The sequence below is a fragment of the Enterobacter oligotrophicus genome, from assembly GCF_009176645.1.
Classification (GTDB): Bacteria; Pseudomonadota; Gammaproteobacteria; order Enterobacterales; family Enterobacteriaceae; genus Enterobacter; species Enterobacter oligotrophicus.
The window spans coordinates 2,495,955-2,522,284 of record NZ_AP019007.1 but is presented as its reverse complement, the minus strand read 5'-3'; the positions used below and the strand labels follow the sequence as shown (position 1 = coordinate 2,522,284).

Annotated in this window: 19 protein-coding genes and 3 rRNA genes; 11 read left to right on the top strand and 11 right to left on the bottom strand. The window is 52.5% G+C overall.

The window, feature by feature from the left end; genetic code table 11:
• Nucleotides 1-4: 4 nt before the first annotated feature.
• The 3 genes from EoCCA6_RS12115 to ompL all read left to right on the top strand — a co-directional run bounded on the left by EoCCA6_RS12115 (nucleotide 5) and on the right by ompL (nucleotide 3,616).
• Nucleotides 5-1,387, top strand: a complete 1,383-nt coding sequence (locus EoCCA6_RS12115; RefSeq protein ID WP_152082860.1) for an MFS transporter — start codon at nucleotides 5-7, stop codon at nucleotides 1,385-1,387.
• A 43-nt stretch (nucleotides 1,388-1,430) separates the two neighbouring features.
• A complete protein-coding gene (locus tag EoCCA6_RS12110; protein WP_152082859.1) occupies nucleotides 1,431-2,855 on the top strand; it encodes an MFS transporter in 1,425 nt (474 codons plus the stop codon).
• 74 nt (nucleotides 2,856-2,929) lie between these two features.
• Nucleotides 2,930-3,616, top strand: a complete 687-nt coding sequence (gene ompL, locus EoCCA6_RS12105; protein WP_152082858.1) for a porin OmpL — start codon at nucleotides 2,930-2,932, stop codon at nucleotides 3,614-3,616.
• A gap of 79 nt (nucleotides 3,617-3,695) precedes the next feature.
• On the opposite strand, the gene typA is transcribed toward ompL, so the two are convergent.
• A complete protein-coding gene (gene typA, locus EoCCA6_RS12100; protein ID WP_152082857.1) occupies nucleotides 3,696-5,519 on the bottom strand; it encodes a ribosome-dependent GTPase TypA in 1,824 nt (607 codons plus the stop codon).
• Between the two features lie 377 nt (nucleotides 5,520-5,896).
• On the opposite strand from typA, the gene glnA reads away from it, so the two are divergent.
• From glnA to EoCCA6_RS12080, 4 genes are all read left to right on the top strand, one after another.
• Nucleotides 5,897-7,306 carry a glutamate--ammonia ligase gene (glnA, locus tag EoCCA6_RS12095; RefSeq protein WP_003861925.1) on the top strand — a complete coding sequence of 470 codons (1,410 nt, stop codon included), beginning with the start codon at nucleotides 5,897-5,899 and terminating at the stop codon, nucleotides 7,304-7,306.
• Nucleotides 7,307-7,482: 176 nt separating this feature from the next.
• On the top strand, nucleotides 7,483-8,532 hold the full coding sequence (gene glnL, locus EoCCA6_RS12090; RefSeq protein ID WP_152082856.1) for a nitrogen regulation protein NR(II): 1,050 nt from the start codon (nucleotides 7,483-7,485) through the stop codon (nucleotides 8,530-8,532).
• An 11-nt stretch (nucleotides 8,533-8,543) separates the two neighbouring features.
• A complete protein-coding gene (gene glnG, locus EoCCA6_RS12085; protein ID WP_152082855.1) occupies nucleotides 8,544-9,956 on the top strand; it encodes a nitrogen regulation protein NR(I) in 1,413 nt (470 codons plus the stop codon).
• Nucleotides 9,957-10,056: 100 nt separating this feature from the next.
• Complete coding sequence (locus tag EoCCA6_RS12080) at nucleotides 10,057-10,167, top strand: YshB family small membrane protein (RefSeq protein ID WP_152082854.1); 111 nt, start codon at nucleotides 10,057-10,059, stop codon at nucleotides 10,165-10,167.
• Between the two features lie 73 nt (nucleotides 10,168-10,240).
• On the opposite strand, the gene hemN is transcribed toward EoCCA6_RS12080, so the two are convergent.
• The gene (hemN, locus tag EoCCA6_RS12075; protein WP_152082853.1) at nucleotides 10,241-11,614 is read right to left on the bottom strand and encodes an oxygen-independent coproporphyrinogen III oxidase; all 1,374 of its coding nucleotides are present in this window, start codon (nucleotides 11,612-11,614) and stop codon (nucleotides 10,241-10,243) included.
• Nucleotides 11,615-11,802: 188 nt separating this feature from the next.
• Nucleotides 11,803-12,318, bottom strand: coding sequence for a Der GTPase-activating protein YihI (yihI, locus tag EoCCA6_RS12065; protein WP_152082851.1), 516 nt, complete (start codon nucleotides 12,316-12,318; stop codon nucleotides 11,803-11,805).
• A gap of 579 nt (nucleotides 12,319-12,897) precedes the next feature.
• On the opposite strand from yihI, the gene yihA reads away from it, so the two are divergent.
• Nucleotides 12,898-13,527: a ribosome biogenesis GTP-binding protein YihA/YsxC gene (yihA, locus tag EoCCA6_RS12060; protein WP_152082850.1), complete on the top strand. Its 630-nt coding sequence runs from the start codon at nucleotides 12,898-12,900 to the stop codon at nucleotides 13,525-13,527.
• Nucleotides 13,528-13,624: 97 nt separating this feature from the next.
• Here the strand turns inward: yihA and spfP are convergent, their stop codons facing one another.
• Together spfP and polA are read right to left on the bottom strand one after the other, a co-directional pair.
• Nucleotides 13,625-13,672, bottom strand: coding sequence for a small protein SpfP (spfP, locus tag EoCCA6_RS21820; RefSeq protein WP_071892919.1), 48 nt, complete (start codon nucleotides 13,670-13,672; stop codon nucleotides 13,625-13,627).
• A gap of 166 nt (nucleotides 13,673-13,838) precedes the next feature.
• Nucleotides 13,839-16,631: a DNA polymerase I gene (gene polA, locus EoCCA6_RS12055; protein ID WP_152082849.1), complete on the bottom strand. Its 2,793-nt coding sequence runs from the start codon at nucleotides 16,629-16,631 to the stop codon at nucleotides 13,839-13,841.
• A gap of 438 nt (nucleotides 16,632-17,069) precedes the next feature.
• On the opposite strand from polA, the gene EoCCA6_RS12050 reads away from it, so the two are divergent.
• A complete protein-coding gene (locus EoCCA6_RS12050; RefSeq protein ID WP_152082848.1) occupies nucleotides 17,070-17,978 on the top strand; it encodes an acyltransferase in 909 nt (302 codons plus the stop codon).
• Between the two features lie 26 nt (nucleotides 17,979-18,004).
• Here EoCCA6_RS12050 and dsbA read toward each other — a convergent pair whose 3' ends face one another.
• From dsbA to EoCCA6_RS12035, 3 genes are all read right to left on the bottom strand, one after another.
• Complete coding sequence (dsbA, locus tag EoCCA6_RS12045) at nucleotides 18,005-18,628, bottom strand: thiol:disulfide interchange protein DsbA (protein ID WP_152082847.1); 624 nt, start codon at nucleotides 18,626-18,628, stop codon at nucleotides 18,005-18,007.
• A gap of 28 nt (nucleotides 18,629-18,656) precedes the next feature.
• The gene (locus EoCCA6_RS12040) at nucleotides 18,657-19,643 is read right to left on the bottom strand and encodes a serine/threonine protein kinase (protein WP_152082846.1); all 987 of its coding nucleotides are present in this window, start codon (nucleotides 19,641-19,643) and stop codon (nucleotides 18,657-18,659) included.
• A gap of 75 nt (nucleotides 19,644-19,718) precedes the next feature.
• Nucleotides 19,719-19,988 carry a YihD family protein gene (locus EoCCA6_RS12035; RefSeq protein WP_003861904.1) on the bottom strand — a complete coding sequence of 90 codons (270 nt, stop codon included), beginning with the start codon at nucleotides 19,986-19,988 and terminating at the stop codon, nucleotides 19,719-19,721.
• Between the two features lie 68 nt (nucleotides 19,989-20,056).
• Between EoCCA6_RS12035 and mobA the strand changes: the two genes are divergently transcribed.
• Together mobA and mobB are read left to right on the top strand one after the other, a co-directional pair.
• Entirely contained in the window at nucleotides 20,057-20,641 is a 585-nt protein-coding gene (gene mobA / locus EoCCA6_RS12030; RefSeq protein ID WP_152082845.1) for a molybdenum cofactor guanylyltransferase MobA, read from the top strand.
• Complete coding sequence (gene mobB, locus EoCCA6_RS12025) at nucleotides 20,638-21,141, top strand: molybdopterin-guanine dinucleotide biosynthesis protein MobB (protein WP_152082844.1); 504 nt, start codon at nucleotides 20,638-20,640, stop codon at nucleotides 21,139-21,141. Before mobA ends, mobB begins: the two co-directional genes overlap by 4 nt.
• A gap of 93 nt (nucleotides 21,142-21,234) precedes the next feature.
• Here the strand turns inward: mobB and rrf are convergent.
• From rrf to EoCCA6_RS12010, 3 genes are all read right to left on the bottom strand, one after another.
• Nucleotides 21,235-21,350, bottom strand: a 5S ribosomal RNA gene (rrf, locus tag EoCCA6_RS12020).
• A gap of 66 nt (nucleotides 21,351-21,416) precedes the next feature.
• Nucleotides 21,417-24,320: ribosomal RNA gene (locus EoCCA6_RS12015) — 23S ribosomal RNA — on the bottom strand.
• 200 nt (nucleotides 24,321-24,520) lie between these two features.
• Nucleotides 24,521-26,062 (bottom strand): 16S ribosomal RNA (locus EoCCA6_RS12010).
• Together the 16S, 23S and 5S rRNA genes form the textbook arrangement of a ribosomal RNA operon.
• Between the last annotated feature and the right edge of the window lie 268 nt (nucleotides 26,063-26,330).

Sequence of the window (26,330 nt, the reverse complement as noted above, 5' to 3'; positions counted from 1 at the left end):
AATAATGAGTCAACATACTTCTGATCCGGCGACCCTGCGCCTGCCGTTTAAAGAAAAACTCGCCTACGGGATGGGCGATCTCGGCTCTAACATCCTGCTGGATATCGGTACGCTGTATCTGCTGAAATTCTATACCGACGTGCTGGGCTTACCAGGCACGTATGGCGGTATTATCTTTTTGATTGCCAAGTTCTTTACTGCCTTTACCGATATGGGCACCGGGATCATGCTCGACTCCCGGCGCAAGATTGGGCCTAAAGGGAAGTTCCGCCCGTTCGTGCTGTATGCAGCATTTCCGGTCACGCTGTTGGCAATCGCCAACTTCGTCGGTACGCCGTTTGAGGTAACGGGTAAAACGGTGATGGCGACGGTGCTGTTCATGCTGTACGGCCTGTTCTTCAGCATGATGAACTGCTCCTACGGCGCAATGGTGCCCGCGATTACCAAAAACCCGGACGAACGCGCGTCGCTGGCCGCCTGGCGTCAGGGAGGGGCCACGCTTGGCCTGCTGCTCTGTACCGTCGGTTTTGTGCCGGTGATGAACCTGATAGAGGGCAATGACCAGCTTGGCTATATCTTTGCCGCGACCCTCTTCTCGCTGTTCGGCCTGTTCTTTATGTGGTGGTGCTACAAAGGCGTGACCGAGCGTTACGTCGAGACGCACCCTGCCAGTTCGGCGCAAAAACCGGGGTTATTGCAGTCGTTTCGCGCTATCGCCGGTAACCGTCCGCTGTTTATACTCTGCATCGCTAACCTGTGCACACTCGGTGCCTTTAACGTCAAACTCGCCATCCAGGTCTACTACACACAGTACGTACTGAACGATCCGATTTTGCTGTCGTATATGGGATTTTTCAGCATGGGCTGCATTTTTATCGGCGTCTTTATGATGCCCGGCGCGGTGCGGCGCTTCGGTAAGAAGAAGGTCTATATCAGCGGGCTAATGATTTGGGTGGCAGGCGATCTGCTCAACTATTTCTTTGGCGGCGGCTCGGTGAGCTTCGTGGCGTTCTCCTGCCTGGCGTTCTTTGGCTCCGCGTTTGTGAACAGCCTGAACTGGGCGCTGGTCTCCGATACCGTGGAATACGGCGAATGGCGCACCGGCGTGCGCTCTGAGGGGACGGTTTATACCGGCTTTACCTTCTTCCGTAAGGTGTCACAGGCGCTGGCCGGTTTCTTCCCCGGCATGATGCTGACGCAAATCGGCTATGTACCCAATGTGGTGCAATCCGCCGGAACGGTTGAAGGGCTGCGGCAGCTGATTTTCATCTACCCATGCCTGCTGGCGGTCATCACCATCGTGGCGATGGGCTGCTTCTACAACCTCAACGAGAAGATGTATGTGCGCATTGTGGAAGAAATTGAATTGCGCAAACGTACGGCATAAATGACGTGATAGAGCGCCCTGCGGGGCGCTGTGAGGATCGACCATGACACACAATACTGATCCGTTAACCCTGAAGTTGAGCCTACGCGAGAAGTGCGCCTACGGCATGGGCGATTTTGGCTCTAACCTGATGTTGTGTATCGGCACGCTGTATCTTCTGAAATTTTACACTGACGAACTGGGCATGCCCGCGTTCTATGGCGGCATTATTTTCCTGGTGGCGAAGTTTTTTACCGCGTTGACCGACATGCTGACCGGCGTGCTGTTGGACTCCCGGCGTAATATCGGTGCGAGGGGGAAATTCCGGCCGTTCATTCTGTATGCCTCCGTGCCGGTGGCGCTGGTTGCCACGGCGCAGTTTATGGCCAACGACTTTAGCCTGACGGTGAAAACGGCCCTCGCCACCGTACTGTTTATGATGTTTGGCCTCTGCTATAGCCTGATGAATTGCGCCTACGGTGCGATGGTCCCGGCCATCACCAAAAACCCGAACGAGCGCGCGCAGCTTGCGGCGTGGCGTCAGGGGGGCGCAACGGTCGGGCTGTTGCTTTGTACGGTAGGATTTATGCCCATCCAGGCGCTGTTCGTCAGCCAGCCGTCCCTCGGCTATCTGGTGGCCGCGCTGGTGTTTGTCACTTGCGGGCTTTTTTGTATGTGGTGGTGCTACAGCGGCGTGAAAGAGCGTTATGTGGAGATCACGCCCGATCATCATAAGCCCGGCATTCTGAAATCCTTTTGCGCCATCTTCCGTAATCCGCCGTTGCTGGTGTTGTGCATCGCCAACCTCTGTACCCTCGCCGCGTTCAATATCAAACTGGCAATTCAGGTCTATTACACCCAGTACGTGCTGAACGATCTGCATTTGCTGTCGTGGATGGGATTTTTCAGCATGGGCTGCATTCTGATTGGCGTGTTTCTGGTGCCCGGCGCGGTCAAGCGTTTCGGCAAGAAGCCCGTTTATCTCGGCGGGCTGACGCTGTGGGCCGTGGGAGACGTGATGAACTTCCTCTGGGGGACCAGCTCCCTGCTGTTCGTGCTCTTTTCCTGTATGGCCTTCTTCGGTACGGCGTTTGTGAACAGCCTGAACTGGGCGCTGGTGCCGGATACCGTTGATTACGGCGAGTGGAAAACCGGCATTCGCGCTGAAGGGTCGGTGTATACCGGCTACACCTTCTCGCGCAAAATCTCCGCCGCCCTCGCCGGTTTTTTGCCGGGCATTATGCTGACCCAGATTGGCTACGTTCCCCATGCCGTGCAGAGCGCGGGCACGCTGCTTGGGTTGCGTCAGCTTATTTTCCTCTGGCCGTGCGGCCTGGCGATTATCGCCGCCATCACGATGGGACTGTTTTATAAACTCAACGAAGCACGCTTCGCCTTTATTATCGAGGAGATTGGAAAACGGAAAAAACAAACCGCGAATACCCCTGAGATGACCACCAACAATAAAGCGTCAGCAGTCACTTTATAACAATAAATCCGGCCGTTATTTCCTTCCTGTTAATCAGGAGGGTGGCCTTTCTGTACCTGATACATGGACAAATTATGAAAAGAATCATCACTGTACTGATCGTGTCGTCTGTGTCCTGCCCGGTATTTGCCGGGGCGTATGTCGAAACCCGCGAAGCATACAATACGGCCTCTGAACTGCACGAGGTAATCCTGCGTGCTGGCTATAACTTCGATATGGGCGCAGGGTTGATGTTCACCAATGCCTATAACGTGGGGAAATGGGACGAACTTAAGCACAGCTATAACGAAATCGAAGGATGGTATCCGCTCTTTAAGCCCACGGAAAAGCTCACTTTTCAGCCCGGCGGCTTGATTAACGACAGCAGCGCCGGATCGGGTGGCGCGGTTTATTTAGATACTAACTATAAATTTACGGACTGGTTTAATCTGACGTTCCGCTATCGCTATAACCATAATAATTACGACACGCCGGACTATAACGGGCAGATGGATAAGAACGACACGCACGAGTTTGCCAACTACTGGAATTTCAACGTTACGGATGCGTTTTTCTACACCTTTGAGCCGCACTTTTTCCAGCGCGTGAACGATTACCACAGCAAAAATGGCAAAGACCATCACTGGGAAATGACCAATAAGTTCAGCTACAGGATCGACAGAAACTGGCTGCCGTACCTCGAACTCCAGTGGCTGGACCGATGGAATGATTACAACCGGGAGCAGTACCGGATTCGGTTGGGGTTACGGTACTCGTTCTAATAAAAAAGCCGCTGATCTCTCAGCGGCTTTTTAGTTGCCGGGTGGCGCTCGCGCTTACCCGGCCTACGGATTGACCGTATTAGTCTTCTTTCGCACCGCGCATAGCACGTTTACGATCGTTCTCGGTCAGGTGACGTTTACGGATACGAATTGACTGAGGAGTCACTTCTACCAGTTCGTCGTCATCGATGAATTCCAGAGCTTGCTCCAGGGTCATCTTGATCGGTGGAACCAGAACCGTGGCTTCGTCAGTACCGGACGCACGCATGTTGGTCAGTTTCTTACCGGTCAGGCAGTTAACGGTCAGGTCGTTAGAACGACTGTGAATACCGATGATCTGGCCTTCGTAAACTTCAGCACCGTGACCCAGGAACAGCTTACCGCGATCCTGCAGACCGAACAGTGCAAACGCAACCGCTTTACCCTGACCGTTGGAGATCAGCACGCCGTTGTTACGCTGGCCCACTTCGCCCGGACGCACGTCGTCGTAATGGCTGAAGGTGGAGTACAGCAGGCCCGTACCGGAGGTCATGGTCATGAACTCAGAACGGAAGCCGATCAGGCCACGGCTTGGGATCACGTAGTCGAGACGTACGCGGCCTTTGCCATCTGGATTCATGTTTTTCAGGTCGCCTTTACGCTCGCCCAGCGCCTGCATCACAGAACCCTGGTGCTGCTCTTCAACGTCCAGCGTGACGTTTTCGAACGGCTCTTGTTTACGGCCGTCGATTTCGCGGAAGATAACTTTCGGACGGGAAACCGCCATCTCGAAACCTTCACGACGCATGTTTTCGATCAGAACTGACAGGTGCAGCTCACCACGACCAGAAACGCGGAATGCATCAGCGTCTTCGGTTTCTTCAACGCGCAACGCAACGTTGTGCACCAGCTCTTTGTTCAGACGGTCAAGGATCTGACGGGAGGTAACGAACTTACCTTCTTTACCACAGAACGGAGAGGTGTTGACGTTAAAGAACATGGATACGGTTGGTTCATCAACGGACAGGGCTGGCAGCGCTTCGACGTTCTGCGGATCGCAGATAGTGTCAGAGATGTTCAGCTCACCCAGACCGGTGATTGCAATGATGTCGCCAGCTTCAGCAATGTCGCTCTCGATACGCTCAAGGCCCAGGTGAGTCAGTACTTTACCGACTTTACCGTTACGGGTTTTGCCTTCGCTATCAATGATAGTGACCTGCTGGTTAGGCTTCACTTTACCGCGCTTGATACGACCAATGCCGATGACACCAACATAGTTGTTGTAATCGAGCTGAGAGATCTGCATCTGCAGGGTGCCTTCCAGGTCAACGTTTGGCGCAGGAACACGGTCAACAATCGCCTGGTACAGCGGAGTCATGTCTTCAGCCATGTCTTCGTGATCCAGACCTGCGATACCGTTCAGCGCAGAGGCGTAAACGATAGGGAAGTCCAGCTGCTCGTCGGTCGCGTCGAGGTTAACGAACAGGTCAAATACCTGGTCAACAACCCAGTCAGGACGCGCGCCAGGACGGTCAACTTTGTTGATAACAACGATTGGCTTCAGACCATGAGCAAACGCTTTTTTGGTCACGAAGCGCGTCTGGGGCATTGGGCCATCCATTGCGTCAACGACCAGCAGAACGGAGTCTACCATGGACATTACACGTTCAACTTCACCACCGAAGTCGGCGTGCCCTGGGGTATCAACGATGTTGATACGGTAGTCATTCCATTTGATAGCGGTGTTTTTAGCGAGGATGGTAATCCCACGCTCTTTCTCCAAATCGTTGGAGTCCATCACACGCTCTTGAGTTTCGGCACGAGCATCAAACGTACCGGACTGCTGCAGCAGCTTATCAACCAGGGTAGTTTTACCATGGTCGACGTGCGCGATGATGGCGATGTTACGCAATTTTTCGATCACAACTTTGCCTCAGGCATTTAGAAATAGCGCGTTATTGTACACGGATTAATCGCACTACAAAACAGGATCACAAACATCCCCCGCAAACAAGTATTGCAGAGATGCTTTGTGATCGCTTTCACGGAGCGGTAAAAGGGCACTTTAACGTAAATTGCACCAATATGGTGCTCAATGTTCACATTGAAGCACTACACTGGTGCAACAAAACCATCGTGGTGCAGCCCTTTTGCACTATGGTGCGCATGATAACGCCTTTTTGGGGTGTTTTAAAAGTTGGCACAGATTTCGCTTTATACAAATACAGTAAAAAGATGGCAGCACAGCCGATTTGAAGACCTCGTTACCACGACGACAATGACCAATCTGGAGAGTTAAGTATGTCCGCTGAACACGTTTTGACGATGCTGAACGAACATGAAGTGAAGTTTGTTGATCTGCGCTTCACCGATACCAAAGGTAAAGAACAGCACGTCACGATCCCTGCTCATCAGGTGAACGCCGAATTCTTTGAAGAAGGCAAAATGTTTGACGGCTCCTCCATTGGCGGCTGGAAAGGTATTAACGAATCCGACATGGTTCTGATGCCAGATGCCACTACTGCGCTGATTGATCCGTTCTACGAAGAACCAACCCTGATCATCCGCTGCGATATTCTCGAGCCAGGCACCCTGCAGGGCTATGACCGCGACCCACGTTCCATTGCGAAACGTGCTGAAGAGTACCTGCGTTCTACCGGCATTGCAGACACCGTTCTGTTCGGGCCAGAGCCAGAGTTCTTCCTGTTTGACGATATCCGTTTCGGCGCGTCTATTTCAGGTTCTCACGTTGCCATCGATGACATCGAAGGTGCATGGAACTCTTCCACCAAATACGAAGGTGGTAACAAAGGTCACCGTCCTGGCGTGAAAGGCGGTTACTTCCCGGTTCCTCCGGTCGATTCTTCACAGGACATCCGTTCTACCATGTGTCTGATCATGGAAGAGATGGGCCTGGTTGTTGAAGCGCATCACCACGAAGTGGCGACCGCTGGCCAGAACGAAATCGCGACCCGCTTCAACACCATGACCAAAAAAGCGGATGAGATTCAGATCTACAAATACGTTGTACACAACGTGGCGCACCGTTTCGGTAAGACCGCGACCTTCATGCCAAAACCAATGTTTGGCGACAACGGTTCCGGTATGCACTGCCACATGTCCCTGTCCAAGAACGGTACTAACCTGTTCTCTGGCGACAAATATGCCGGTTTGTCTGAGCAGGCGCTGCACTACATCGGTGGTGTTATCAAACACGCTAAAGCGATCAACGCCCTGGCAAACCCAACCACTAACTCCTATAAGCGTCTGGTCCCAGGCTACGAAGCACCAGTCATGCTGGCGTACTCTGCCCGTAACCGTTCTGCTTCTATCCGTATCCCGGTGGTTGCGTCTCCGAAAGCACGTCGTATCGAAGTGCGCTTCCCGGACCCGGCTGCTAACCCGTACCTGTGCTTCGCAGCACTGCTGATGGCCGGTCTGGACGGTATCAAGAACAAGATCCACCCAGGCGAAGCGATGGACAAAAACCTGTACGACCTGCCGCCAGAAGAAGCGAAAGAGATCCCACAGGTTGCTGGCTCTCTGGAAGAAGCCCTGCAGGCGCTGGACGCAGACCGTGAGTTCCTGACGGCTGGCGGCGTGTTCACTGATGAAGCTATCGATGCTTACATTGCGCTGCGTACTGAAGAGAATGACCGCGTGCGTATGACTCCGCATCCGGTTGAGTTCGAACTGTACTACAGCGTTTAAGTAAAAAATTAATACCCGGCGAGACACTCGCCAGAAGATTTTTTGTTGCCGTGGAAACTTTCAGCCCATCTTCGGATGGGCTTTTTTCTCCACCAACAACCTGATCTCACGCGCTTTTTGCGCCCAAAAAGCTATACTGCACTAAATTAGTGCAACCAACTCCAGGAGACTGCTGAATGGCAACTGGCACGCTGCCCGATGCTGGGCAGATCCTCAATTCTTTAATTAACAGTATTTTGCTGGTCGACGACGAGCTGGCGGTGCATTACGCCAACCCGGCGGCGCAACAGCTGCTCGCCCAAAGCGCACGTAAACTGTTTGGTACGCCACTTCCGGAATTACTGAGTTATTTTTCGCTGAATATTGGCCTGATGCAGGAAAGTTTGCAGGCCGGTCAGGGATTCACCGATAACGAAGTGACGCTGGTGATCGACGGGCGTTCGCATATTCTTTCTCTGACGGCGCAGCGCCTGCCTGATGGGTTGATCCTGCTCGAAATGGCACCGATGGATAATCAGCGTCGGCTCAGCCAGGAGCAGCTTCAGCACGCACAGCAAATCGCTGCCCGCGACCTGGTGCGTGGCCTGGCCCATGAAATCAAAAACCCGCTGGGTGGCTTACGCGGCGCGGCACAACTCCTGACCAAAGCGCTGCCCGACCCTGCACTGGCGGAGTACACCAACGTCATCATTGAACAGGCCGATCGCCTGCGTAATCTGGTTGACCGTCTGCTTGGGCCGCAGCAGCCGGGAATGCATGTCTCGGAAAGCATTCACAAGGTGGCGGAGCGGGTGGTGAAGCTCGTTTCGATGGAGCTGCCGGAGAACATCACGCTGGTGCGCGATTACGACCCAAGCCTGCCGGAACTGGCGCACGATCCGGATCAGATTGAACAGGTTCTGCTGAATATTGTGCGCAATGCCTTGCAGGCGCTGGGGCCGGAAGGGGGCGAAATCATTTTGCGTACCCGCACTGCGTTCCAGCTCACTTTGCACGGCGTGCGTTATCGTCTGGCGGCACGCATTGATGTGGAAGATAACGGACCGGGTATTCCGTCGCATCTGCAGGACACGTTGTTCTACCCGATGGTAAGCGGCCGCGAAGGTGGCACCGGGCTGGGACTCTCCATTGCCCGTAACTTGATCGACCAACACTCTGGCAAAATTGAATTTACTAGTTGGCCGGGACATACCGAGTTTTCGGTTTTCCTGCCGATTAAAAAATAAAGGTGACGTTTATGCAACGAGGGATAGTCTGGGTAGTCGATGACGATAGCTCCATCCGTTGGGTGCTTGAACGCGCACTCACGGGGGCGGGTTTAAGCTGCACGACGTTTGAGAGCGGCAGCGAAGTGCTCGATGCACTCACCACCAAAACGCCGGATGTTCTGCTGTCGGATATTCGCATGCCGGGAATGGACGGACTGGCGCTTTTAAAGCAGATCAAACAGCGTCACCCTATGCTTCCGGTCATCATAATGACGGCGCACTCCGACCTGGACGCTGCCGTCAGTGCGTACCAGCAAGGGGCGTTCGATTATCTGCCTAAACCGTTTGATATCGACGAAGCGGTGGCCCTGGTTGAGCGCGCCATCAGCCACTATCAGGAACAGCAGCAGCCTCGTAATACCCCCGATTTTGGCCCAACCACGGACATCATCGGTGAAGCGCCTGCCATGCAGGATGTGTTTCGCATCATTGGCCGTTTGTCGCGTTCATCCATTAGCGTATTGATTAACGGCGAATCGGGAACCGGTAAAGAGCTGGTTGCCCATGCATTGCACCGCCACAGCCCACGAGCAAAAGCGCCGTTTATCGCCCTGAACATGGCGGCGATCCCGAAAGATTTGATTGAATCCGAGCTGTTTGGCCACGAAAAAGGGGCGTTTACCGGCGCGAATACCATTCGTCAGGGGCGCTTCGAACAGGCCGATGGCGGGACGCTGTTCCTGGATGAAATTGGCGATATGCCGCTGGACGTTCAGACCCGCCTGCTGCGCGTGCTGGCCGACGGACAGTTTTATCGCGTGGGGGGGTATGCCCCGGTGAAAGTGGATGTACGCATTATCGCCGCAACGCACCAGAACCTGGAGCTGCGCGTGCAGGAGGGGAAATTCCGTGAGGATTTATTCCACCGTCTGAACGTTATCCGTGTTCATCTGCCGCCGCTGCGTGAGCGTCGTGAAGACATTCCCCGTCTGGCGCGTCACTTCCTGCAGGTAGCCGCCCGCGAACTGGGTGTGGAAGCCAAACAGCTTCATCCGGAAACCGATGCCGCCCTCACCCGCCTGGCGTGGCCGGGTAACGTGCGTCAGCTGGAAAATACCTGCCGCTGGCTGACGGTCATGGCCGCCGGGCAGGAAGTGCTGATTCAGGATTTACCGGCTGAATTGTTTGAAGCCACTGCACCAGAGAGCAGTACCGGGCAAGCGCTGCCGGACAGCTGGGCGACGCTGCTGGCGCAGTGGGCTGACCGCGCGCTGCGTTCCGGTCATCAAAACTTGCTCTCTGAGGCTCAGCCGGAGATGGAACGCACGCTGTTAACCACTGCGCTTCGTCATACGCAGGGGCATAAACAGGAAGCCGCCCGCTTGCTGGGGTGGGGACGCAATACCCTGACGCGCAAGCTGAAAGAACTGGGCATGGAATAGCTGTGTAAAGATGATTAATTGAGCGCAAATTGCCGTTATTTTGCGCTTTACTGTTCCGATGAGTTTTGTATGATCGTGCCCGGAAATTGGGGGGATCATCATGCTGGAATCATTCGTAAATTTGCTCTCAAGCGGAGCAGCGGAAAGCCACACGCCACAAACCGCCGTAGCTGCTGTGTTGTGTGCGGCGCTGGTTGGGCTGTTTAGCTAGCGGGTTTGAATGTAAAAGCCGGGTGGCGGCTTCGCCTTACCCGGCCTACATTTCACGCTTTTGGTAATGCGCCTTAAATCACCCGCGAGAACTGCTGCATACGCGCCTTCTGCCGCAGATATGCATCGAAACACATGCAGATGTTACGAATCAACAGACGCCCTTTCGGTGTAACCTCAATCGCACTCTCCGAGACATCCACCAGCCCATCTTTCGCCAGCGGCGCAATCAGCTTCAGGTCTTCGGCAAAGTAATCGCTAAATTGCAGCTCCCATTGCGCCTCCACGTCGCTAAAGACGAGGCGGAAGTTGCAAATAAGCGCCTTAATCACATCACGACGAATGCAGTCGTCGCGGGTTAGCGCGATACCGCGCCACAGGGCGTTGCCGGTTTCATCCACCTGCTGATAATACTGTTTTAGCTCTTTCTGGTTTTGCGCGTAGCAGTCGCCAATCATGCTGATAGCCGAGACGCCCATACCCAGCAGATCGGTATCGCCCTGCGTGGTATAGCCCTGGAAATTACGGTGCAGAACACCTTCACGCTGGGCAATCGCCAGCTCGTCATCCGGGCGGGCAAAGTGATCCATGCCGATAAACTGATAGCCAGTATCGGTCAGCGAGGTGATGGTTTCCTGCAGGATATCCAGCTTCTGTTGGGCGGATGGCAGGTCGGCGTCTTTGATTTTGCGCTGTGCGGCGAATAGCGTCGGCAAATGTGCATAGTTAAAGACGCTCAGGCGGTCCGGGTTGAGTTCAGCCACGCGTTTCAGCGTGAAGGCGAAACTCTCCGGCGTCTGCTTCGGCAGGCCGTAAATGAGGTCGATATTGGTCGAGGTAAAGCCGATGTCACGCGCATGGTTGAGTAAGGCGAAGATAAATTCTTCATCCTGCTCGCGGTTTACCAGACGCTGCACCTCTTTGTTGAAATCCTGCACGCCCATGCTCAGGCGGTTGAAACCTTCCTTGCGTAAGTGATCCAGTACATCCAGTTCGATTTCACGCGGATCGACTTCGATCGAGATTTCGGCGTTATCGTTAAAATGGAAGTTACCACGCAGCAGCGCCATCAGACGGCTGATCTGCGCTTTATTCAAGTAGGTTGGTGTACCGCCGCCCCAGTGAAGCTGGCTGACGTGACGCCCTTTAAACAGCGGTGCGCGGTGCAGAATTTCTTGTTCGAGCGCATCGAGATACTGGTCTGCTTTGTGCTGCTGGCGAGTAACAATTTTATTGCAGCCGCAGAAGTAGCAGAGCTTGTGGCAAAACGGAATATGGACGTAGAGCGACAGCGGGCGCTCAGGGTAGCGCGCGACCGCCTGCTGAAAATCCGCCTCGCCGAAGGCATCGGAGAACTCCAGCGCGGTGGGGTATGAGGTGTAACGCGGCCCGGAATAGTTATATTTCTGGATTAGGGCCAAATCCCAGTCGATAGATGGTACAGACATGCTCACTCCTTCCGTTGGTGTCGCGTTCGTATACGGCGGCCCGTTCTGACCCCATTGTGGGCCATCATTCGGGTGCGCAGCCACTTCTGTCGCCGCGACAACCGCCGTAGTTTAACGAATAACCACACCAGATAACATATAACCGGAAGGGTTATAAGCAGGACGAGTGTACCTGCCGGGTGCAAATGTTAGTTTCCACCCTTCAGAAGACGCATCATATCTTCCTGCTTTTCGTCTTCCTCTTCGTCTTCTTCATCATCGTAAGACAGACCAAGTTTCTGCATCAGTTCATCAATGCGGTCCAGTTTGGCATCAACCCATGACTGCTCTTCGGCGGTCAGGGTTTCACCCTCTTCAAGACGTTCCAGCAGCGCATCCAGGCGCTCATCGTTCTCCAGCATATCCAGCTCAGCCTGCGGTGAAAGCATAGGTTTCTCGCTCTTTGGTTTGTGCTGCTTAGTGACCGGGGTGTCTGTCACGCCCAGTGGAATGGGAGTTTTACTGCCGATACGAGGATCTTTCTGCTGTTTGCCTTTTGCAGAATTGCCCGCTGCACCGCCACCGTTCGCACGGCTTCCCGCAGCATGGCCACGATGCTTTTTATCGCGTTTGCGATCGCGCGCTTCCTGGTTCAGTTCTTCGCGCGTTTTGCGGCGTGCTTTTGCCGGGCGTTTCGCGCCCGCAGCGGAGGTCGGTTTTTTCATGATGTTTTATCTTTAAGTCGTTTTCTTCAGTATAGAATTGCGGCGAAATCTAGCAGAAAGCAAGCAAAGAAAAAAGGCGACAGAGCAATCTGTCGCCTTTTTTCCTGACTCACAACCCTTAACGGGTCAGACATTCCGTGTTTGCCAACAACAAACCCTGTTTATCCCTTAGCCATTATCGTCCGTGATATCGTTCCGTTTCCTGTTAAAACGCCTCCAGGCGCTGGTCATCCTGACTATCCTGAGTCTTCGCCTCCTGGCGCTCCTGACCCTTATCCTTAAGTCGTTATCCTGTTGGCATCCTCGCCTTGACGCACACTTTACCTTGTTCCTTTAAACTAACAAGCAACGAAAGAGTACAAAAATGGATTTTCAGATAATTACCTAACATCAACTTACTGATTTTAAAGATTTTGCATTTTTTAACGCCTGCGATTTCTCTTAAATCTCCCATAGCCTTTATGGCAGATCTCTTACAATTACCAGGGTTTTCGCTTACAGGCTTCTTACGATGAGAAAAGCCTTTTGCCCGCATTCAGGTATAATCCCCCGCAGATTACGATTTTTGGAGACGACCACGTGACTACCTGGAACTACCAACAGACGCATTTTGTCACCAGTGCGCCCGATATTCGCCACCTGCCTTCCGATACGGGCATTGAAGTGGCATTTGCTGGCCGCTCCAATGCGGGGAAATCCAGCGCTCTGAATACGCTGACGAATCAGAAGAGCCTGGCGCGTACCTCAAAAACCCCTGGCCGAACGCAGCTGATTAACCTGTTTGAAGTGGCTGAAGGCAAACGCCTGGTCGACTTGCCGGGCTACGGTTATGCGCAAGTTCCGGAAGAGATGAAGATCAAATGGCAGCGCGCGCTGGGTGAATACCTGGAAAAACGCCAGTGCCTGAAAGGTCTGGTGGTGCTGATGGATATTCGCCACCCGCTAAAAGATCTCGATCAGCAGATGATCGACTGGGCTGTAGCAAGTGATATCGCAGTGCTGGTACTGCTGACAAAAGCGGATAAGCTGGCAAGCGGTGCGCGTAAAGCGCAGGTGAATATGGTTCGCGAAGCAGTGCTGGCCTTTAATGGCGATGTGCAGGTTGAGCCATTCTCCTCGCTGAAAAAACAGGGCGTGGACAAGCTGCGCCAGAAGCTCGACAGCTGGTTTAACGAGCTGGAACCCGCGACAGAAGCGGAAGAAGAGTAATACCCGGCGCGGCAATGTCCGCGCTTTTTTTTGCCCGAATTTTCTTTGCCGCAATAAAAAACGCCCCAGTCATTACTGACTGGGGCGGCTAAAATATTCAGCCAAATCCGATTACGTGAAGTAAAAGGTCTGAAAGATAGAACATCTTACCTCTGTACCCTACGCCGTTAACTCTACCCCTTTTTTATCTGTAGACAAAGCACTTTTTGTAGTTTTTTTTCATTCTTTACATAGGGAATTCTAATGATCGTCACAAAACGCACGTCGTTATGTTGCTAACTTACATAAAACGCGCGTTATTCGATGAACCCTTAGTGAGCCTGATCCCAGTTTTCTCCACTGCCCACTTCCACCAGCAACGGCACGTCCAGTTTCATGCTGCTTTCCATCAGTTCGTGGATCTTCTTCGACACGTTTTCCAGATCGTCTTTGTGCACTTCGAACACCAGTTCATCGTGTACCTGCATGATCATTTTCACACGTGGTTTCTCTTTTTCCAGCCAGGCATCTACGGCAATCATTGCGCGCTTAATGATGTCTGCAGCCGTTCCCTGCATCGGGGCATTGATCGCCGCACGCTCTGCGCCAGCACGTCTCGCCGCGTTGCTGGATTTGATATCCGGCAAATAAAGTCGACGGCCGTCCAGCGTTTCAACGTAGCCTTTCTCTTTCGCCTGTGCGCGGGTGCGTTCCATATACTCCAGTACGCCCGGATAACGCTCGAAGTAGAGATCCATATACTTCTGCGACTCTTTACGCGGAATATTGAGCTGGCGCGAAAGGCCAAACGCGCTCATGCCGTAAATCAAACCGAAGTTAATCGCTTTCGCACTGCGACGCTGTTCGTTTGTCACGCTCTCCAGCGGCAAGCCAAACACTTCAGCGGCAGTCGCCCGGTGAATATCCTTGCCTTCTGCAAAGGCCGTCAGCAGGCCTTTATCGCGCGATAAATGCGCCATAATGCGCAGTTCGATTTGCGAATAGTCGGCTGAGACAATCAAATAGTCATCCGGAGCGACAAAGGCCTGACGAATACGACGCCCTTCCTCATTACGTACCGGAATGTTCTGCAGGTTTGGATCGGTTGATGAGAGTCGCCCTGTCGCTGCAACTGCCTGGTGATAAGAGGTATGCACGCGGCCCGTTTTCGGGTTGATCATCAGCGGCAGCTTGTCGGTGTAGGTCGATTTCAGCTTCGCCAGACCGCGATACTCCAGAATAACTTTCGGTAGCGGGTGATCCAGCGCCAGCTCTTCCAGCACCTCTTCAGACGTCGAAGGCGCGCCGCCAGGGGTTTTCTTCAGCGGCTTGATACCCTTTTTTTCAAACAGGATGGTTTGTAGCTGTTTCGGAGACGAGAGGTTAAACGGCTCCTCAGCGAGTTCATGTGCCTTTTGCTCAAGTTCAGTCAGGCGCTGTGCAAGCTCACCCGAATGGTTATGCAGTACCGTTGGGTCGATTTTCACGCCGTTGCGTTCAATACGGGAAAGCACTGGTACCAGCGGCATTTCGATATGCTGGAACACATTCAGTGGGCCTTCATGCTTCTGTAGTTTTGGCCACATTTTCAGATGCAGCTGCAGCGTGACATCGGCATCTTCCGCCGCATAGCGCCCCGCCTCTTCCAGAGCAATCTGGTTAAAGGTGAGCTGATTTTTGCCTTTCCCGGCAATCTCTTCAAAGGTGATAGTTTTGTGCTTCAGCCAGCGGTCAGATAAGGAGTCCATATCATGTCGGCCCGCTACGCTGTCCAGAATGTAGGATTCCAGCATGGTATCGAAAGCAATACCGCGCAGTTCAATACCGTAGTTTTGCAGAATACCGCGATCGTATTTGAGGTTTTGCCCGACCTTAAGCGCCTTGTCATCTTCAAGAATGGGCTTCATGAGTTCGAGTACGCGTTCGCGCGAGATCTGATCGGGCGCATCCAGATAGTCATGCGCAACGGGCACATAGGCAGCAACGCCCGGCTCTGTCGCAAACGACAGACCTACCATATTGGCTGAGATGTTATCGAGGCTATCGGTTTCCGTATCGAAGGCAAATACTGGCGCTTTTTTCAGTTTCTCGATCCAGGCGACGAGCTGTGACTCTTCGAGAACGGTCTCATAGTTATCGAAGGAGAGTGCTGTGGCCTCTTCCTCTGCCTGTTCTTCGGCATCCACAACAATCGTCTCTTTCGGCTTCGCAGCGGGCTTCGCCCCTTTTGCCTGCAGCCATTTGCCGGCTTCCACGTCAGAGGTCCAGCGTTTGAATTCGTATTTCTTAAACAGGCCAAGCAGTTCATCAGCGGCTGGCTCCTGGACTTCCAGCTGCTCGCAGGTTAACTCCAGCTCAACGTCGGTTTTGATTGTTGCCAGCTGATAAGAGAGGTACGCCACCTCTTTGTTATCTTCCAGTTTCGTGGCCATGGTTTTTGCACCACGGAAGGTGAGCCCGGCGATTTTTTCAGGCTCCGCGTACAGCGTATCCAGCCCTCCCAGCCCCTGCAGCAACGCCTGAGCGGTCTTTTCACCTACGCCTGGCACCCCAGGGATGTTATCCGAGGAGTCGCCCATCAGCGCGAGGAAGTCGATAATCAGCTCTGGCGGCACGCCATATTTTGCCACCACCTCTTCCGGCCCCAGAATGGTGTTAGTCATGGTGTTAATCAGAGTGATACCTGGCGTCACCAGCTGCGCCATATCTTTATCGCCGGTGCTGATCAGTACCGGACGGCCCAGTTTTTCCGCTTCACGCGCCAGGGTGCCGATCACGTCATCGGCTTCTACACCAGACACGGCCAGCAACGGTAAGCCCATCGCTTTCACCATCGCATGCAGTGGCTCGATCTGCGCACGCAGGTCGTCTGGCATTGGCGGACGGTGAGATTTGTAATGCTCAAACAGCTCATCACGGAAGGTTTTGCCCTTCGCATCAAAAACGACCGCCGCATGGGATGGCTGATACTGAAGAATCAGGCTACGCAGCATGTTAAGCACACCGTACATCGCGCCGGTCGGTTCCCCTGCGCTATTGGTCAGAGGAGGAAACGCATGATACGCCCGATACAGGTAAGAAGAGCCGTCGACGAGAATAAGAGGGTTTTCTGGGATCTGAACCATAATGTCCGTGCCTTTAATTAATTTATGGGTAAAGGATGCCACAGAAGGATGAAAACATCAGTTTTTAGCGCCAGATAGAGGAAAAGATTTTGCGATCGTGAAGATCGCTCGCAAATTCAATCTGTGGATAAGTTTGTGTATATTTTAAATTCAGATGAATAACGTTCGTTAATTTGATACAGGATAGTGTAATTTTACGTTCTATATCAGTCTGTTATAAATCGATCTTTGTCAATATGTCTAACTGATGACAATTTAGACTATGTGGATATAAGGCCCGCTTAGTGTTCTCGCCTGGATGAATCCGCTGTCTGGCCGGTAAAGCCACAAACTCACCGCGTGAAAGCACGCTGCTTTTGTCTAATTTCTGGTAAAATCAGCGCCCAGCACCGGATAGCCGGCTGCTCAATTACAGCTAACTATCTGAAAATATTCATTATGTCGAGATTTCTCGCTGCGATAACATTACTGCTAAGCATCCTTTTAACTATTCTGGTTACCGTCGCCTGTTCTGTACCGATCATTGTCGCCGGAATAATTAAACTGTTGCTGCCTGTGCCTCCGGTATGGCGAGCGGTATCTGCTTTTTGTAATTTCATGATGTACTGCTGGTGTGAAGGGCTGGCGATCCTGTTGCATCTGAACCCACATCTCAAATGGGATGTTGAAGGTCTGGACAGGCTGAACAAAAAGAACTGGTATTTGCTGATCTGCAATCACCACAGTTGGGCAGATATCGTTATTTTGTGTGTTCTGTTTCGTAAACACATCCCGATGAATAAATACTTTCTGAAGCAACAGCTTGCCTGGGTTCCTTTTATTGGTCTGGCCTGTTGGGCGCTGGATATGCCGTTTATGAAACGCTATTCGCGCAGCTATTTAATTCGTCATCCGGAACGCCGTGGGAAAGATGTGGAAACCACGCGCCGCTCCTGCGAGAAGTTTCGCGCACATCCGACGACGATTGTTAACTTTGTCGAAGGCTCTCGTTTTACCGAAGAGAAACGTCAACAGACGCGCTCCCCTTTTCAGAACTTGCTACCCCCTAAGGCGGCGGGTATTGCAATGGCACTTAACGTGCTGGGTGAGCAGTTCGATAAATTACTCAACGTCACGCTCTGCTACCCGGAAAACGACAAAACGCCGTTTTACGATATGCTTAGCGGTAAACTGACGCGCATTGTCGTGCGCGTTGATCTGTTGCCAGTCGATGCTGAACTGCATGGGGATTATGTGAACGATAAGAATTTCAAACGTCGTTTCCAGCTTTGGCTTAATACGCTCTGGAAAGAAAAAGATGAGCGGATAAACAACATAAAATCTTCATATAAAAACGCCGGTCATTGACCGGCGTTTTTATTTTTGCGAAAGGATTACTTTTTCTCAACCAGGTATTTCACGGTGTCTGCGTACTGCTGTACGAAGATATCCATGCTGCTGGTGTCCATGCCCTGCATGTTCAGCTGATATTTGCCGTTAACATACATTGCCGGAACGCCCTGCAACTGCAGGTCAGCGGCGGCTTTTTCCTGCTGAGCAACCAGCGATTTCACCACGAAGCTGTTCCACGCTGCGTCGTAGTCTTCGCCTTTCACACCGGCATCAACAAACACTTTGCGGATATCCGCAGTGGTTTGAACAGTCTGGTTTTTTTGTACGGCTTCGAACATTGGGGAGGTGATCTTATCTTCCACACCCAGTGCAATCGCAACCGCCCACGCCTGAGTCAGATCTTTGCCCAACGGGCCAAGGAACTCAACGTGGTATTTCGTCATTTTGGTGCCTTCTGGCAGCTTTTTCTTCACGTTATCAGAAACATGCAGCACCTGCTCGAACTGATAGCAATGTGGGCAGTAGAACGAGAAGAACTCCAGCACCTGTGGCTCGCCAGCAACCGGCTTGTCCAGCGTGATGTACTGCTTGCCGTCGGTAAACTGCGCAGCAGAAGCGCTAAATGCCAGAATCATACCTGCCAGCGCCAGCCAAATTTTTTTCATGATCAACTTTCTCCTGGGTGTGTCCAATTTAGTACATCGGCGTTAATTGTAGAGGCGGTTCCTGAAGAACCTTAACCTGCTCGGTAAAAGTGGATATCTGGTTGCGCCAGTAATCCTCTCCGGCAAGCCACGGGAAATTTCGGGGAAATGCGGGATCTTCCCAACGCCTGATTAACCATGCGAGATAATAAACAAAACGCATCGCACGTAAAGGCTCTATCAAGGCAATTTCGTCTGAATTAAAGGGGCTAAATTCTTCATACGCTTCAATAATGGTTTCAAGCTGCATGCGTTGCTCAGCGTTATCACCGTTGAGCAGCATCCACAGATCCTGAATCGCGGGGCCCATGCGCGCATCATCAAGATCGACAAACAGAGGACCATCGCGCCAGAGAATATTACCCGCATGACAATCGCCATGCAGGCGCAGGACAGGAATATCCTCACGCCAGCAGTCTTTTACCGCATCAATAAGTTTATCGGTCGCGTGGAGGAAATTATCCTTAAGCGCACCAGGGATAAGCGTCGAGTTATCGAATACCTGGCGGGGCTCGATAAGATATTCCTGAATACCGATAGTCGGGCGGGAAATAAACGGTTTTTTGCGTCCCGTCTGGTGAATGCGCCCCAGATAGCGAGCAACCCATTCCATTTGATCAATATTATCAGCTTCAAACTGACGGCCGCCCAGGCTTGGAAATACGGCGTAGTAAAACCCTTCGTGCGTGAGCAGCGATTGGTTATTGAATTTCAGAGGTGCAGCAACGGGTACATCGTCATCCAGCAGATCGTGGGCAAACTGGTGCTCTTCCTGAATCTGTTCTGCCGACCAGCGCTTGGGACGATAGAACTTTACGACGAAGCGCTGGCGATCCTCGTCCTGAAATTGATAGACGCGGTTTTCGTAGCTATTTAAAGGGGTTAGCCCGGAATCCACCCGAATACCCTGCTCGAACAGCGCATCCATAATGGTATCCGGGTGTAGTGTCTGGAAAGTAAAAGCCTGGTCGTTCATCCGATCATCCGGAAATTATACGAATGATTCAGGATATCATCTTGTGGCGATTTCGGTGGCTCCGCTTACAAGGTTTTACTCTTTAATTACGCCACGCGCTCGTAGCAGTGCCGTTTTAAAATCTTCCTCATAATCTTTCTGAATACCCGGAATTACAGCATCCTTAGCAGAGTCGCGCATTTTGAGGTGGTAGATCAGGATATCGTCAGAAAGGTCAGCCAGTTCGCCGTCAAAACCTGACTCTTTCGCCAGTTTCTGTAAAAATTGCATCAGATTCAGCTCGGGCTCTTTCTGCCAGGCTGGCTGGAGGAGTTCAATAACTTCATTCAGACGTTTACATTTCATAATGGTGCTCCTTTCATTTAGAGAGACACGTTAGCAGGGTCAATCCCACAATAAAAGAGGCGATATTCGTGAATGAGTGTCGGGAAATTATCGGGGTCGTTCTGGCCGGTGGCAGAGCGACGCGAATGGGCGGTAAAGATAAGGGACTTCAACTCCTGAACGGCAAACCATTATGGCTGCATGTTGCTGATTCGCTTGAAACTCAGGTTGCATCCATAGCGATTAGTGCCAATCGTCATATCGATACTTATCAGCAAAGCGGGTATCCCGTTTACCAGGATAACCTGGCGGATTACCCAGGGCCGCTGGCGGGTATGCTCTCGGTTATGCAGCAGTCAAAGGGTGAATGGTTTCTCTTTTGTTCATGCGATACGCCGTTTATCCCGTCTTGCCTGGTGGAACGCCTGGTGCAGCATCGTGGTAATTCACCCGTAGTATGGGTACACGACGGCGAGCGTGATCATCCTACAATCGCATTGATTAACAGCGAGCTAGAACCTGATATGCAAGATTATCTGGCTGCTGGAGAACGAAGAGTAATGGTGTTTATGCGCCAGTCTGGCGGCCATTCGGTTGATTTTGGCGATCTGAAATCCGCATTTGTGAACGTGAATACGACAGAAGATTTGCAGACGATGCAGGAGCATAAATGATCCCCGTATTAGCGATTGCCGCATGGAGCGGCACAGGTAAAACCACGCTGCTGAAGAAACTAATACCAGCGCTTTGCGCTAAAGGTATTCGCCCCGGATTGATTAAGCATACTCACCATAATATGGATGTTGATAAGCCGGGAAAAGACAGCTATGAGCTGCGTAAGGCGGGCGCAGCACAAACGATGGTGGCGAGCAATCAGCGTTGGGCGTTGATGACAGAAACACCGGATGAAGCACCGCTGGATCTCGCTTATCTTGTCAGCCGGATGGATCATTCCACGCTGGATTTAGTGCTGGTTGAGGGCTTCAAGCATGAGGATGTTGCGAAGATCCTGCTATTCAGAAGCGATACCGGGCATGATGTTCATGAGTTAACGCTGGATGAGCATGTGATTGCTGTGGCCAGTGATGTTGCGCTTTCACTGGAAGTGCCAATTCTGGATTTGAATAATGCGGAAGGGATTGCGGAATTTATTCTGGAGTGGTGTGCGGTCTGACTTTGGCGGCTTTGCCTTACCCGGCCTACAAAATTCGGCGGTTCAGAAACGCAAAAAGGCCATCCTTCCGGATGGCCTCTTCACTTAATTGATGCCTGGCAGTTCCCTACTCTCGCATGGGGAGACCCCACACTACCATCGGCGCTACGGCGTTTCACTTCTGAGTTCGGCATGGGGTCAGGTGGGACCACCGCGCTACAGCCGCCAGGCAAATTCTGTTATCTGTATCAGGCTGAAAATATCGTCTCTCACCGCCAAAACACCTTCGGCGTTGTAAGGTTAAGCCTCACGGTTCATTAGTATCGGTTAGCTCAACGCATCGCTGCGCTTACACACCCGACCTATCAACGTCGTCGTCTTCAACGTTCCTTCAGGACTCTCAAGGAGTCAGGGAGAACTCATCTCGGGGCAAGTTTCGTGCTTAGATGCTTTCAGCACTTATCTCTTCCGCATTTAGCTACCGGGCAGTGCCATTGGCATGACAACCCGAACACCAGTGATGCGTCCACTCCGGTCCTCTCGTACTAGGAGCAGCCCCCCTCAGTTCTCCAGCGCCCACGGCAGATAGGGACCGAACTGTCTCACGACGTTCTAAACCCAGCTCGCGTACCACTTTAAATGGCGAACAGCCATACCCTTGGGACCTACTTCAGCCCCAGGATGTGATGAGCCGACATCGAGGTGCCAAACACCGCCGTCGATATGAACTCTTGGGCGGTATCAGCCTGTTATCCCCGGAGTACCTTTTATCCGTTGAGCGATGGCCCTTCCATTCAGAACCACCGGATCACTATGACCTGCTTTCGCACCTGCTCGCGCCGTCACGCTCGCAGTCAAGCCAGCTTATGCCATTGCACTAACCTCCTGATGTCCGACCAGGATTAGCTGACCTTCGTGCTCCTCCGTTACTCTTTGGGAGGAGACCGCCCCAGTCAAACTACCCACCAGACACTGTCCGCAACCCGGGTAACGGGTCCACGTTAGAACACCAGCCATTAAAGGGTGGTATTTCAAGGGCGGCTCCACGCAGACTGGCGTCCACGCTTCAAAGCCTCCCACCTATCCTACACATCAAGGACCAGTGTTCAGTGTCAAGCTATAGTAAAGGTTCACGGGGTCTTTCCGTCTTGCCGCGGGTACACTGCATCTTCACAGCGAGTTCAATTTCACTGAGTCTCGGGTGGAGACAGCCTGGCCATCATTACGCCATTCGTGCAGGTCGGAACTTACCCGACAAGGAATTTCGCTACCTTAGGACCGTTATAGTTACGGCCGCCGTTTACCGGGGCTTCGATCAAGAGCTTCGCGTTGCCGCTAACCCCATCAATTAACCTTCCGGCACCGGGCAGGCGTCACACCGTATACGTCCACTTTCGTGTTTGCACAGTGCTGTGTTTTTAATAAACAGTTGCAGCCAGCTGGTATCTTCGACTGATTTCAGCTCCACCCGCAGGGGCTTCACCTACATATCAGCGTGCCTTCTCCCGAAGTTACGGCACCATTTTGCCTAGTTCCTTCACCCGAGTTCTCTCAAGCGCCTTGGTATTCTCTACCTGACCACCTGTGTCGGTTTGGGGTACGATTTGATGTTACCTGATGCTTAGAGGCTTTTCCTGGAAGCAGGGCATTTGTCACTTCAGCACCGTAGTGCCTCGTCATCACACCTCAGCGTTAAAAGGTACCGGATTTACCTGGAACCTCCGCCTACATGCTTAAACCGGGACAACCGTCGCCCGGCCGACATAGCCTTCTCCGTCCCCCCTTCGCAGTAACACCAAGTACAGGAATATTAACCTGTTTCCCATCGACTACGCCTTTCGGCCTCGCCTTAGGGGTCGACTCACCCTGCCCCGATTAACGTTGGACAGGAACCCTTGGTCTTCCGGCGAGCGGGCTTTTCACCCGCTTTATCGTTACTTATGTCAGCATTCGCACTTCTGATACCTCCAGCAACCCTCACAGGCCACCTTCAACGGCTTACAGAACGCTCCCCTACCCAACAACACATAGTGTCGCTGCCGCAGCTTCGGTGCATGGTTTAGCCCCGTTACATCTTCCGCGCAGGCCGACTCGACCAGTGAGCTATTACGCTTTCTTTAAATGATGGCTGCTTCTAAGCCAACATCCTGGCTGTCTGTGCCTTCCCACATCGTTTCCCACTTAACCATGACTTTGGGACCTTAGCTGGCGGTCTGGGTTGTTTCCCTCTTCACGACGGACGTTAGCACCCGCCGTGTGTCTCCCGTGATAACATTCTCCGGTATTCGCAGTTTGCATCGGGTTGGTAAGCCGGGATGGCCCCCTAGCCGAAACAGTGCTCTACCCCCGGAGATGAGTTCACGAGGCGCTACCTAAATAGCTTTCGGGGAGAACCAGCTATCTCCCGGTTTGATTGGCCTTTCACCCCCAGCCACAGGTCATCCGCTAATTTTTCAACATTAGTCGGTTCGGTCCTCCAGTTAGTGTTACCCAACCTTCAACCTGCCCATGGCTAGATCACCGGGTTTCGGGTCTATACCCTGCAACTTAACGCCCAGTTAAGACTCGGTTTCCCTGCGGCTCCCCTATTCGGTTAACCTTGCTACAGAATATAAGTCGCTGACCCATTATACAAAAGGTACGCAGTCACCTAACAAGTAGGCTCCCACTGCTTGTACGTACACGGTTTCAGGTTCTTTTTCACTCCCCTCGCCGGGGTTCTTTTCGCCTTTCCCTCACGGTACTGGTTCACTATCGGTCAGTCAGGAGTATTTAGCCTTGGAGGATGGTCCCCCCATATTCAGACAGGATACCACGTGTCCCGCCCTACTCTTCGAGTTCACAGCATGTGTGCTTTCGTGTACGGGACTATCACCCTGTACCGTCGGACTTTCCAGACCGTTCCACTAACACACACACTGATTCAGACTCCGGGCTGCTCCCCGTTCGCTCGCCGCTACTGGGGGAATCTCGGTTGATTTCTTTTCCTCGGGGTACTTAGATGTTTCAGTTCCCCCGGTTCGCTTCACAGCACTATGTATTCATGCTGTGATGATGCACCGTAGTGCACCGGGTTTCCCCATTCGGACATCGCCGGGTCAAGGGTTCATATCACCTCGCCGGCGCTTTTCGCAGATTAGCACGTCCTTCATCGCCTCTGACTGCCAGGGCATCCACCGTGTACGCTTAGTCGCTTAACCTCACAACCCGAAGATGTTTCATCTTCATGATTGCGAAAATTTGAGAGACTCGAACACACATTAACTGTGTGTCGTTTCAATTTTCAGCTTGATCCAGATTTTTAAAGAGCAAAACTTCTTAATGCACTCAAAAGTACATTCAGAAGTTCATCATTCATCAGACAATCTGTGTGGACACTACAAAGGCAGGTTCTTTAAGGTAAGGAGGTGATCCAACCGCAGGTTCCCCTACGGTTACCTTGTTACGACTTCACCCCAGTCATGAATCACAAAGTGGTAAGCGCCCTCCCGAAGGTTAAGCTACCTACTTCTTTTGCAACCCACTCCCATGGTGTGACGGGCGGTGTGTACAAGGCCCGGGAACGTATTCACCGTGGCATTCTGATCCACGATTACTAGCGATTCCGACTTCATGGAGTCGAGTTGCAGACTCCAATCCGGACTACGACGCACTTTATGAGGTCCGCTTGCCCTCGCAGGGTCGCTTCTCTTTGTATGCGCCATTGTAGCACGTGTGTAGCCCTGGTCGTAAGGGCCATGATGACTTGACGTCATCCCCACCTTCCTCCAGTTTATCACTGGCAGTCTCCTTTGAGTTCCCGGCCTAACCGCTGGCAACAAAGGATAAGGGTTGCGCTCGTTGCGGGACTTAACCCAACATTTCACAACACGAGCTGACGACAGCCATGCAGCACCTGTCTCACGGTTCCCGAAGGCACATTCTCATCTCTGAAAACTTCCGTGGATGTCAAGACCAGGTAAGGTTCTTCGCGTTGCATCGAATTAAACCACATGCTCCACCGCTTGTGCGGGCCCCCGTCAATTCATTTGAGTTTTAACCTTGCGGCCGTACTCCCCAGGCGGTCGACTTAACGCGTTAGCTCCGGAAGCCACGCCTCAAGGGCACAACCTCCAAGTCGACATCGTTTACGGCGTGGACTACCAGGGTATCTAATCCTGTTTGCTCCCCACGCTTTCGCACCTGAGCGTCAGTCTTTGTCCAGGGGGCCGCCTTCGCCACCGGTATTCCTCCAGATCTCTACGCATTTCACCGCTACACCTGGAATTCTACCCCCCTCTACAAGACTCCAGCCTGCCAGTTTCGAATGCAGTTCCCAGGTTGAGCCCGGGGATTTCACATCCGACTTGACAGACCGCCTGCGTGCGCTTTACGCCCAGTAATTCCGATTAACGCTTGCACCCTCCGTATTACCGCGGCTGCTGGCACGGAGTTAGCCGGTGCTTCTTCTGCGGGTAACGTCAATTGCTGTGGTTATTAACCACAACACCTTCCTCCCCGCTGAAAGTACTTTACAACCCGAAGGCCTTCTTCATACACGCGGCATGGCTGCATCAGGCTTGCGCCCATTGTGCAATATTCCCCACTGCTGCCTCCCGTAGGAGTCTGGACCGTGTCTCAGTTCCAGTGTGGCTGGTCATCCTCTCAGACCAGCTAGGGATCGTCGCCTAGGTGAGCCGTTACCCCACCTACCAGCTAATCCCATCTGGGCACATCTGATGGCAAGAGGCCCGAAGGTCCCCCTCTTTGGTCTTGCGACGTTATGCGGTATTAGCTACCGTTTCCAGTAGTTATCCCCCTCCATCAGGCAGTTTCCCAGACATTACTCACCCGTCCGCCGCTCGCCGGCAAAGTAGCAAGCTACTTTCCGCTGCCGCTCGACTTGCATGTGTTAGGCCTGCCGCCAGCGTTCAATCTGAGCCATGATCAAACTCTTCAATTTAAGTTTGATGCTCGTGAATTAAACTTCGTAATGAATTACGTATGTTCACTCAGAGACTTGGTATTCATTTATTGTCCGAAGACATTAAGAATCCATGTCACTTTGAGTGCCCACACAGATTGTCTGATAAATTGTTAAAGAGCAGTGCCGCTTCGCTTTCGCAGCGGCGCGGGGTGTGCATATTACGCTTTCCCGCTTCAGAGTCAAGCGTTTATTTCGCATTTCCCTGCTAACCCGGCGGCGTGTGTGCCGTTGTTCCGTGTCAGTG